Annotated in this window: 7 protein-coding genes and 3 pseudogenes; 9 read left to right on the top strand and 1 reads right to left on the bottom strand. The window is 69.1% G+C overall.

Features of this window, described 5'->3' with window-relative positions; translation table 11 throughout:
- The 4 genes from MKK63_RS22720 (at position 1) to MKK63_RS22735 (ending at position 5,421) form a co-directional block, all read left to right on the top strand.
- Positions 1-1,011 carry a cytochrome-c peroxidase gene (locus MKK63_RS22720; RefSeq protein ID WP_244005859.1) on the top strand — a complete coding sequence of 337 codons (1,011 nt, stop codon included), beginning with the start codon at positions 1-3 and terminating at the stop codon, positions 1,009-1,011.
- Entirely contained in the window at positions 1,008-3,482 is a 2,475-nt protein-coding gene (locus MKK63_RS22725) for a two-component system VirA-like sensor kinase (RefSeq protein ID WP_244005861.1), read from the top strand. Before MKK63_RS22720 ends, MKK63_RS22725 begins: the two co-directional genes overlap by 4 nt.
- A 176-nt stretch (positions 3,483-3,658) precedes the next feature.
- Positions 3,659-4,360, top strand: coding sequence for a GntR family transcriptional regulator (locus MKK63_RS22730; protein ID WP_244005863.1), 702 nt, complete (start codon positions 3,659-3,661; stop codon positions 4,358-4,360).
- Positions 4,361-4,476: 116 nt separating this feature from the next.
- Complete coding sequence (locus tag MKK63_RS22735; RefSeq protein WP_244005872.1) at positions 4,477-5,421, top strand: dihydrodipicolinate synthase family protein; 945 nt, start codon at positions 4,477-4,479, stop codon at positions 5,419-5,421.
- Between the two features lie 129 nt (positions 5,422-5,550).
- Here the strand turns inward: MKK63_RS22735 and MKK63_RS22740 are convergent.
- Positions 5,551-6,590: pseudogene (locus MKK63_RS22740) on the bottom strand (Ldh family oxidoreductase); the annotation flags it as partial.
- Between the two features lie 189 nt (positions 6,591-6,779).
- Between MKK63_RS22740 and MKK63_RS22745 the strand changes: the two are divergent.
- From MKK63_RS22745 to MKK63_RS22765, 5 genes and pseudogenes are all read left to right on the top strand, one after another.
- A pseudogene (locus tag MKK63_RS22745) lies at positions 6,780-6,974 on the top strand (amino acid ABC transporter substrate-binding protein); the annotation flags it as partial.
- Positions 6,966-7,160, top strand: a pseudogene (locus MKK63_RS22750) (amino acid ABC transporter permease); the annotation flags it as partial. The pseudogenes MKK63_RS22745 and MKK63_RS22750, both read left to right, overlap by 9 nt.
- Positions 7,157-7,825 carry an amino acid ABC transporter ATP-binding protein gene (locus MKK63_RS22755; RefSeq protein WP_244005865.1) on the top strand — a complete coding sequence of 223 codons (669 nt, stop codon included), beginning with the start codon at positions 7,157-7,159 and terminating at the stop codon, positions 7,823-7,825. The pseudogene MKK63_RS22750 and the gene MKK63_RS22755, both read left to right, overlap by 4 nt.
- A 7-nt stretch (positions 7,826-7,832) precedes the next feature.
- On the top strand, positions 7,833-9,077 hold the full coding sequence (locus tag MKK63_RS22760; RefSeq protein ID WP_244005867.1) for an NAD(P)/FAD-dependent oxidoreductase: 1,245 nt from the start codon (positions 7,833-7,835) through the stop codon (positions 9,075-9,077).
- A gap of 13 nt (positions 9,078-9,090) precedes the next feature.
- Complete coding sequence (locus MKK63_RS22765; protein WP_244005870.1) at positions 9,091-10,092, top strand: 4-hydroxyproline epimerase; 1,002 nt, start codon at positions 9,091-9,093, stop codon at positions 10,090-10,092.
- Positions 10,093-10,564 lie beyond the last annotated feature (472 nt).

Here is a 10,564-nt window from a genome sequence, read left to right on the forward strand (position 1 = left end):
GTGGCGCCGCCGCGCGTGTTACCGGTCCCCTTAGACCGGTTCCGCTGGGCAGCCCTCGCGGCCGCCCTGATCGGCAGCGCCCTGGCCGTCCTGCCGCCGGCCGCCGGGGAAGGGCCGCCGGGCCGCCCTCCCCTGCCAACCGAAGCCGTGGACGCCCAGGACGTCATCACGCCGGTCCCGAGCAGCCTCGGTGCGGATCCGGACCGGGTCGCCCTCGGCCGGATGCTGTTTTCCGACACGCGGCTGTCGCGCGGGGGCGACCGGGCCTGCATCACCTGCCACGACATCCGCACGAATGGCGCCAGCGCGGTCGCCCGGAATCTCACCGCCGACGGCACACCGGTGCCACGCAATACGCCCACCGCCTTCAACGCGGCGCTGAGCTTTCGCCTGGGCTGGGCGGGCGACATTCCCAGTCTGCCGGACCAGGCCGAGATCGCCCTGACGCAGCCGGAATTCCTGGGCGGATCCTGGCTCCGCATCCTCGCGGTCGTCCGGGGCGATCCGGCGCTCGCCGGCCCGTTCCAGGCGGCCTACGGGCGGGAGGCCGACCGGGCGGCGGTCATCGACGCGATCAACAGCTTCGAGCGCAGCCTGCTCACCCCGGACAGCCGCTTCGACCGGTGGCTGCGCGGCGACACCCACGCGCTGACCGAGGCCGAGCGGGCCGGCTACGCGCTGTTCCAGGGCATCGGCTGCGCGGCCTGCCACCAGGGCATCAACGTCGGTGGCAACCTGTTCGAGAAGGTCGGGATCTTCGTCACGATCCCCAACAAGACCGCCGAGGTGCTGCGGGTGCCGAGCCTGCGCAACGTCGCGGTCACGGCGCCCTATTTCGACGACGGCGGCGTCGCCACGCTCCCCGAGGCGGTGAGACTCATGGCCCAGGCGCAGCTCGGACGGGAGCTGACGCCCGCGCAGGCCGCCTCGATCGTAGCGTTCCTCGGGACCCTGACCGGCTCCTACGAGGGCCGGCCCCTGACGGCGCCCGCTGCCGCGCCGCAGCCATGAGGTTGACCGTACAGGCCGCCATCCTCGGCGCGCTGCTGGCCGCGCTGCTCACGTGGCTGATGATCAACGGCAAGGGCGAGATGGATGCCGCCTACGCGCAAACCCACCGCACCGTCGACGCCATCGCCCTCGCCGAATCCCGGATGCAGCACGACGTGCTCCGGGCGCGGACCGGGCTCCTGCGCAACTACGATCCGATCGTCGCCCATCTCCGGGAGATACAGGCGGCGCGGACCGGGTTGCAGGCGGCCAGCGGCCCGGACGACCGCGCAATGCGCACCCTGACCGAGGCGATCGCCCGGGAGGCGCAGATGGTCGAGCGCTTCAAGACCGGCAATGCCCTCGTCCAGAACTCGATCGCCTATTTCGACTCCCTCAGCGACCGCCTGTCCGAACCCGATATCGATCCCAACCTCGCCCGCGCGATCGCCGCTCTGCAGATCCGGGTCTCGGAACTCGCCCGGGACGCGAGCCCCAAGCACCTGGACGACATCCGCGCCCGGCTCGATGCCCTGGCGGCGGGCGCGCCCTCGAACCGGGGCGCCGATATCGCCGCCATCGTCCTGCACGGGCGCCAGCTCCTGGAGCTGCTGCCGCAGGTCGACACCGTCACCCGCTCGCTGCCGGACGCATCGAGCGAGGCGGCGCGCCAAGCCCTGCTGGAGGCCCGCCGCGCCCTTCGGGACCAGCGGCAGGCCCGCGCGGACGGATTCCGCCTCGCACTCTACGCGGCCGCGCTGGCCCTTGTGGCCCTGGTGGTTCGGGTCGGGCTGCTGATGCGGGCGGGGACCTTCATCCTGCGCCGGACGATTGCCTTCCAATCGGTCGCGGCCCAGGCCGCCAACCACTTCTCAGCGAGCCAGCCCGACGAGATCGCAGCGCGCATCGTCGACGTCATGGCGATGGTGGGCACGGGGGCCTGCACCGACCATTGCTACATCCTGATGCTCGATGGCTCCGACACGGTGCATTTGTGGAATCGATCGGGGCTGCCGGAGCCCCGTGGGTGGCCGCTCGCGCAACGCGCCCTGGTGCCCGACATCATCGCGGCGGCGGAAGACTACATCTTCGTCGAGACGGCGGACGCGATCGGCCCTCCGGCCCTGGTTCGCCCCCTGGCGGAGCGTGGGGTCGCCACGCTCACATGCGCGCGGCTGCGGCGCGGGGGACGCATCGTCGGCGTGTTGTGTTTTGAGCGCACCGTCAGCGTCCTGCCGCCCTGGATGCGGCACTCGCGCGGGCTTCTGCACGTCGTCGCCGAGAGCTTCGGCGCGGCCCTGGAGCGCCAGCACGTCTGGGCGGAGCGCCGCGAGATCGAGGCGACCCTCCGACGCGCGCAGCGGCTCGAAGTGATCGGGGTCTTCGCCAGCGGCGTGGCCCACAACATCAACAACGTGCTCAACGTCCTGCTCGGCCACGCCGAGATCGCCGCGGATGCCCTACCAACCGATCCGGGACGCGCGGCCGAGCATATCGGATTGCTGGTCCAGGCGGGCGGCCGGGCCCACGAGATCGCGGGGCAGATCCTCGATTACGGACGGCGGGGCTGCGCAACGCAGGCCACGAGCGCCGTCGACGCGATCGTGGCCGAGACGGTGGATCTGATCCGCACATCGACAGCCGACCCGACCGCGATCCGCCTGACCGGGACCGCCGACGGCGAGCCGGCGCAGCTGCAGCAGGTGATCCACAACCTGATCCGCAACGCCATCCAGGCCTCCGAGCCGGGCGCAGCGGTCGACGTGCAGCTCGAACGCCTCCGATTACCGGGGCGGCGGGTTCTCTCCCACGGCGAGCTGCCGTCCGGCGCTTACGTGTGCATCCGGGTGTCCGATACGGGGCGCGGGATGGACGAGGCCACGCGCGCCCGGATCTTCGAGCCGTTCTTCACCACCCGTCCGGCCGGGACCGGCCTCGGGCTCGCCACAGCCTTCGAGTTCGTCCAGGAACAGGCCGGCGCGTTCGACGTCCGGAGTGCGCCGGGCGTCGGCAGCACGTTCGCGGTGTGGCTGCCCGCACTCCCCGAAGCCGAGCCTGGCGTCTCTGCCGCCGGCGGCACCGTGATGATCGTCGGGGCCGCCCGCTCCGCTCTGCAGGATGATGAGGAGATCCTCGCGGCCCTGGGTTACGAGCCGATCGGCTTCACCGACCCGGACGCGGCGCTGACCGCTTTACGGGCGGAGCCGGGGCGCTTCGACCTGCTGATCGTCGAGAACCAGCCGGCAGGTTCCCTCGGTCTCGCGTTCGCCCGTCGCGCCGCGCGGATCGTGGACCGTCCCATCGTGCTCTCGCTCTCGGCCACCGACACGGTGCGACCGGAAGTTCTCTCGGCAATCCCGATCGTCGATGTCGCGCACCGGCCCTGGCGTTCGAACGCGCTCGCGCTCACGCTGCGGCGCCACCTGGGATCGGAAGCCCGGAGCGCGCAGCCCCGGCGCAGGGTCGCCGCGGAACGGGCGGCGGCGCAGTAGCCCGTCATCACGAGGCCCCCGACATGCAGCAGTCGCGTCGGACCCTGCGTGAACCATCGGCGGATCGGGATTCATACACGCTCGGAGCTCTATCGGCGCCCCGTGGTTGAAGGTTTCGCTTCCCAGCCGCACAAGGTTGCGCATCGCTCGTACCGCGACGTGTGCCGGGGACCCGCATGACCGACGATTCTATCGCCATTCCCGAGCGCAAGCGCGGCGCGGGGGCGAAGATCGTCTACGATCTGCTGCGCGACGAGATCCTGAACCTCAAGCTCGCGCCGGGCAGCCCCATCGACGAGGTGCAGCTCGGTGAGCGGTTCAGCATGTCGCGCACCCCGATCCGTGAGGCGTTGGTGCGGCTTGCCGAAGAGGGCCTCGTCAGCACCCTGCCGAACCGCTCCACCATGGTTGCGCAGATCGATTTCCTCAACCTGCGCAATTACTTCGACGCGCTGTCGCTGATGTACCGGGTGACGACCCGGCTTGCCGCACAGCATCACCGTCCGGCCGACTTGCGCGGGATCCGTGCCGTGCAGGCCGATTATGCCACGGCGGTGCAGTCGCAGGACGCCCTTGCGATGATCGCCATCAACGCCGCGTTTCACATTGCCATCGCCGAGGCAGCCCGGAATCCGTACTTCACCGGCCTGTCAAAGCGCCTGCTCGGCGAAGGGCGGCGCATCCTGCGCCTCTACTACGAGTCCTATGACGACCAGTTGCCGATGCATCTCGTCGTTGAGCACGAGGAGCTGATCCAGGCCATCGCCGACCGGGACATCGAGGCCGCCGACCGACTGGCCAAGGCCCATGCGGAGCAGATCGCCCAGCAGGTGCAGACGCTGCTGACGCGCGCGGGGGATACCAGCATCGTACTGTGAAACCGCCCCGCGTTTCTTGTCGACAAATAAAATGCAAGATGGCATAGGTGGCCTCTCCGGTCGGCGGGGCCCTCGCGCTCACGCTTCTTCCGAGTGACCGGCTCCTGGAGTTCGCGATGAAGGCCCCGATCTTTTCCGGCGTGATCCCTGCGCTGATGACCCCCTGCAAGGCGGATCGCAGCCCCGACTTCGACGCCCTCGTCCGCATGGGCCAGAGCCTCATCGCCGCCGGCATGTCGGCGGTGGTCTATTGCGGCTCGATGGGCGATTGGCCCCTTCTGACCGACGATCAGCGCATGGAAGGCGTGGCGCGCCTCGCCGCGGCGGGCGTGCCCGTCATCGTCGGCACCGGCGCGGTCAACACGGCCGTAGCCGTCGCCCACGCCGCCCATGCCGAGAAGGTCGGCGCCAAAGGGCTGATGGTGATCCCGCGGGTTCTGTCGCGCGGCTCCTCGCCCGCGGCGCAGCAGGCTCACTTCAAGGCGATCCTCGCCGCGGCGCCGGGCCTGCCGGCGGTGATCTACAACAGCCCGTATTACGGCTTCGCCACCCGGGCGGACCTGTTCTTCGCGTTGCGCGCGGACCATCCGAACCTCGTCGGGTTCAAGGAGTTCGGCGGACCTGCGGACCTGCGCTATGCCGCCGAGACGATCACCAGCCGCGACGACGACGTGTCGCTGATGATCGGCGTCGATACGGCGGTGTTCCACGGCTACGTCAATTGCGGCGCGACGGGCGCCATCACCGGCATCGGCAACGTCCTGCCGCGGGAGGTGCTGCACCTCTGCGCCCTCGCCGAGGCGGCGGCCCAAGGTGACGTGACGGCCCGCCGACGGGCGCTCGAACTCGAAGCGGCGCTCGCGGTCCTGTCCTCGTTCGACGAGGGGCCGGACCTCGTCCTCTACTTCAAGCACATGATGGTGCTGAAGGGCCACGCGGAGTACCGCCTCCACTTCAACGAGACCGATACGCTCAGCGAGAGCCAGCGCGGCTACGTCGAGGCGCAGTTGCGCCTGTTCGAGGTTTGGTACTCGGCCTGGAGCCGGGAGACGGCCGCCTAGCCCCCCGAACATCCCGACCTTCGGACCCAAGCGTGTCGTCCGCCGAACGGGTGCCCGCTTTCGGTGCCGGAAGACGTGCCAAGGCCGCAGCCGTCGCGTCATGGGGAGCGGCGGCTGTTTTCGTCCATACGCCTCAATCCCCCGCTCACCGGCATCGGCCGGGAGTCGTTCGAGGAGCGCGACTTCGGTGCCGCTCACAACGATGCCGGTGCGTTCGGCCTCGGCGCGCGCCCGCAAGCGGCGCTCAGAGGGCAAGAGCGCCCCCTGGTCGAGGATGGCCTCGAAAAGGCGTTCGGCCCGGGCGAACGGATCCCCCGACCGATGCCCGGCAAACGCATCGGGCGAGAAGGCCAGAATCCGCGCGCCATGCCTGGGCGAGAGGGCCGTCGTGCCAAGATGCGCCAGAGTCTCGGGACTGATGAGGTCGCCGATCATGATCCCGGCGAGCACTTCGATCATGGTGCTGATCGCCGAACCCTTGTGCCCGCCGAAGGGCAGTATCGCCCCGGCGAGGGCCTCCTCCGGCACCGTGGTCGGCGCGCCGGCGGCGTCGTGCGCCCATCCCTCCGGCAGCGTCTCGCCCGCGCGCCGCCGGAGCTCGATCTCCCCCCGGGCCGCGACGGACGTGGCGAAATCGAACACGTAGGGCAGGCCGCCAGGGCGCGGCCATCCGAACGCTAGGGGATTCGTGCCGAGCAGCGCCGTGCCCCCCCGGCCGGAGCCACGCTGGCATAGCTCGGGCACAGCGCGAGACCGGCCAGGCCGCAGGCCGCCACCGCCTCGACCTCGGGCGACAGAACCGCGAAATGCGTACAGTCGTTGATCACCAGCGCGGCAAGGCCCCAGGCGCGAGCCCGCTCGGCCAGGAGCGGTAGACCCAACGCGAAGGCGGGATTGGACAAGCCCCCGCGGGCATCGACCCTGACGATCGCCGTACCGTCATCCGCACAGACCTCCGGCAGCGCATCCCCGCTTACCTTTCCGGCGCGCAGCGTGCGCAGCACGCCCTCGATCCGGTAGAGCCCGTGGGATCTGCAGGCGTCCCGCTCCGCCGTAGCGATGACGCCCGCGATGGCCTCCGCCTGAACGGCATTCAGTCCGCAAGCCCGGAAGATCGCCCCGATTCGCCGGGCCAAGGCTTCGGTTGTGAAGATGGCACCGTCGGTCATGAGTTCGAGCCTCGTTTGAGCAACCGCATCTCGGACAAGGTGCCTGCGAAGGAAAAATCAGAACTTCAGGTTGATAAAACTGTCGTTGCACACTTTATGTATTTTTGTTCTATGAGGGGACACAACACGATACGGCCGAGCGAGCGAGCTTGAAGTGACACGGGAGATGACACAAGATTAAGTTCCCTCATTCCGACCCTGCTGGCCACTGCATTGCTCGCTATCCCAGCTCAGGCCGACAAACTTGATGACATTATTGCCTCCGGCAAACTGAGATGCGCAGTTGTCATCGATTTAAAGCCGATTAATTCGCGCAATGCGTAAAACAATCCAATCAGATTTGATGTCGATTATTGTAACGATCTCGCAAAATCCCTCAACGTGAGGAAGGCTTCCGCCCTGGTCCTGTGGCTCGGCCTGATCGAATTGCTGGGCGCCTCGCAGATCCTGGTCACCCGCCTCCAGGAGCCGATGCTGATCCTGATGATCTGCAGCGGGATCTACTTCGTCCTGTCCTTCCCCATCGCCCGGCTCGGCGGCCTCCTCGAAAAGCGCTGGTCTCCCCGATGATCGAGATTCAGAACGTCCGCAAATCCTTCGGTTCCCTGGAGGTCCTGAAGGGGATCGACCTCACCGTCCACATGGGTGAGGTCGTGACGATCATCGGCGGCTCGGGATCGGGCAAGTCGACCCTCCTCACCTGCATCAACGGACTGGAGCCGATCGCGTCCGGCCGGATCGTGGTCGACGGCATCGGCGTTCACGGCAAGGGCACCAATCTCGACGCCCTGCGCTCCAAGATCGGTATCGTGTTCCAGCAGTGGAACGCGTTTCCGCATGACACGGTGCTGGAGAACGTGATGCTGGCGCCGCGCAAGGTCCTCGGGCTTGCCGACAAGCTCACGGTCTACCCGACCCGGTTGTCGGGCGGCCAGCAGCAGCGCATGGCCATCGCCCGCGCCCTGGCGATGGCGCCGGCATACATGCTGTTCGATGAGGCGACCTCGGCCCTCGACCCGATGCTGGTCGGGGAAGTGCTCGACACGCTGCGGATGCTCGCCTCCCAGGGGATGACGATGATCTGCGTCACTCACGAGATGAAGTTCGCCCGGGAGGTGTCCGATCGGGTCGCCTTCTTCCACCGGGCGGTGATGGCTGCGATCGCGCCGCCGGACGCGCTGTTCGGCGCGCCGCGGGAGCCGGAGACCCGCGCCTTTCTCGCGACGGCCTACTGAGATGGGCATGGCGTCACAGGATGAGAGCGTCGTTGTGATCGGCGCGGGGGTCATCGGCCTCTCGGCCGGGCTGGCGCTCCAGGCGCGGGGGCTTCCGGTGATGGTGTTGGACCGGGAGGGACCGGCAGCCGGCGCCTCGGCCGGCAATGCCGGCGCCTTCGCCTTCTCCGACATCCTGCCCCTGGCCTCGCCCGGCATCCTGCGCAAGGCGCCGGGCTGGCTCGTGGACCCGCTCGGCCCGCTGAGCGTGCCGCCGGCCTACGCGCCTCGCCTCATGCCGTGGATGCTCCGCTTCGGCCGGGCCTGCGCGCCAGGGCGGGTCGCGGCCTCGACGGAAGCCCAAACCGCCCTGATGAATCTCTCGAAGGCAGAGCTCGAGCCGTTCCTCGCCTTGAGCGGCACGGCCGCGATGCTGCGCCGGGAGGGCAATCTCCAAGTCTACGAAAGCGAGGCCGAGTTCGCAGCCTCGCTTCCGGGCTGGGAAGCGCGGGCCCGGCACGGCATCGCGTTCGATCACCTGAAGGCGGAAGAGATGGCCGCGCTTCAGCCCGGCCTCGCCCCGCGGTTCGTCCGTGGCACCTTCACGCCGGACTGGCACGCGATCTCCGACCCGAAGGACTACACCGTCGCCCTCGCCGACCGGCTGCGGGCGGGCGGCGGGACGATCGCGCGGGCCGCGGTGACCGGGCTGCGCCCCGAGGGCGAGGCGGTCGTCATCGAGACCGAGACCGGGCCGCACCGGGCCACCTCGGTCGTGCTCGCGGCGGGTGCCTTCTCGCATCGCATCACCCGGACGCTGGGCGAGCGGATCCCCCTCGAGACCGAGCGCGGCTACAACACCACCCTGCCCGCCGGCGCCCTGGACCTGCGCACCCAGATCACCTTTGGCGGTCATGGCTTCGTCGTTACCCGCCTGACGGACGGCATCCGCGTCGGTGGCGCGGTCGAGTTCGGCGGGTTGGAGCGACCGCCGAATTTCCGCCGGGCCGGGGCGATGCTGGCCAAGGCGCGTACCTTCCTGCCCGGCCTGAAACCCGAAGGCGGGCGCCCGTGGATGGGGTTCCGCCCCTCCCTGCCCGACAGCCTGCCGGTCATCGGCCCGGCGCGGGCGACACCCCGCGTTGTCTACGCCTTCGGCCACGGTCATCTCGGGCTTACCCAATCGGCGGGCACGGCCCGTCTCGTGGCCGACCTGCTGACCGGCCGATCCCCCCCCATCGACATCGCCCCGTTCTCGCCACGCCGCTTCTGACCGAGACTCGCCCATGGCTAACCACACGTTCTCCTGCCTCGACGGGCATACCTGCGGGAACCCGGTTCGCCTCGTGACGGGGGGCGGCCCGCGCCTCGACGGGGCGACGATGCTGGAGCGGCGCGCCCACTTCCTGCGCGCCTACGACTGGGTGCGCACCGGCCTGATGTTCGAGCCCCGCGGACACGACATGATGTCGGGCTCGATCCTCTACCCGCCGACCCGGGCCGATTGCGACGTCGCCGTCCTGTTCATCGAGACGTCGGGCTGCCTGCCGATGTGTGGCCACGGAACGATCGGCACCGTGACCATGGCGATCGAGAACGGGCTGGTCACGCCCCGCCTGACCGGCCGCCTGTCCCTCGATACTCCCGCGGGCAAGGTGGAGATCACCTACCGCCAGGAGGGGCGCTTCGTGGAGGAAGTCCGCCTGACCAACGTACCGGGCTTCCTGTTCGCCGAAGGGCTGACCGCCGAGGTGGAGGGGCTCGGCGAGATCGTGGTCGATGTCGCCTATGGCGGCAACTTCTACGCAATCGTCGAGCCGCAGCGGAACTTCCGGGATCTCGCCGACCACACGGCCGGACAGCTGGTCGGATGGTCTCCGAAGCTGCGCGCCGCCCTCAACGCCAAGTACACGTTCGTGCATCCGGAGCACCCGGAGATCCGCGGCCTGAGCCACATCCTCTGGACGGGCGCCCCCCGGGATCCGCAGGCCCATGGCCGCAACGCCGTCTTCTACGGCGACAGGGCAATCGACCGTAGCCCCTGCGGGACGGGAACATCCGCGCGGATGGCGCAGCTCACCGCCAAGGGGAAACTCGCCGTGGGCGACGATTTCGTGCACGAGTCGATCATCGGTTCGCTGTTCAAGGGGCGGGTCGAAGCGGCGGCCACAGTGGCGGACCGTTCCGCCATCGTCCCCTCGATCGCCGGCTGGGCGCGGCAGACCGGCATCAACACGATCTTCATCTACGACCGCGATCCCTTCGCGCACGGTTTCGTCGTGACCTGAACACGGGCCGCAGGCCTCGCCGGACTCCCGGCGGCCCCCTGCGCCGTGTCGCTGAGAGCGTCGGTTCGAACGACAACGGCGCAGCGACCCGAAGGGTCACTGCGCCGCTGGATCGGGCTGCCGAGGGGGCACTGCAGCCCACTACAAGGCTATGTGCGATCGGATGTTTTGGACGGTGCGCTGGAGCACAGACCGGATCAAACTGCCCGCCGAGCGATAGGCTCGACGGCGCCTTGCTCAACGATAAAGAAACACCCCGGGAGCGGAGGCTCCCAGGGTGTCGCTGACTGCGCGGCCCGTGTGATCGGGCTGGACATGCGAAGGGCAACCAATCAGCTGCTCTTCGACGGCGGCGAGCGGTGGGGAGGACCAACTGCCCCTCGCCCGCCGCCGTGTTCTCCCGGCACGATGGCCGGGAGCAGCGCCACCGGATCTTAGTACGAGCCGAACTTGTAGTTCAGGCCGGCGCGGA

It is taken from the genome of Methylobacterium sp. J-088 (assembly GCF_022829295.1).
In the GTDB taxonomy this organism is placed as follows: domain Bacteria; phylum Pseudomonadota; class Alphaproteobacteria; order Rhizobiales; family Beijerinckiaceae; genus Methylobacterium.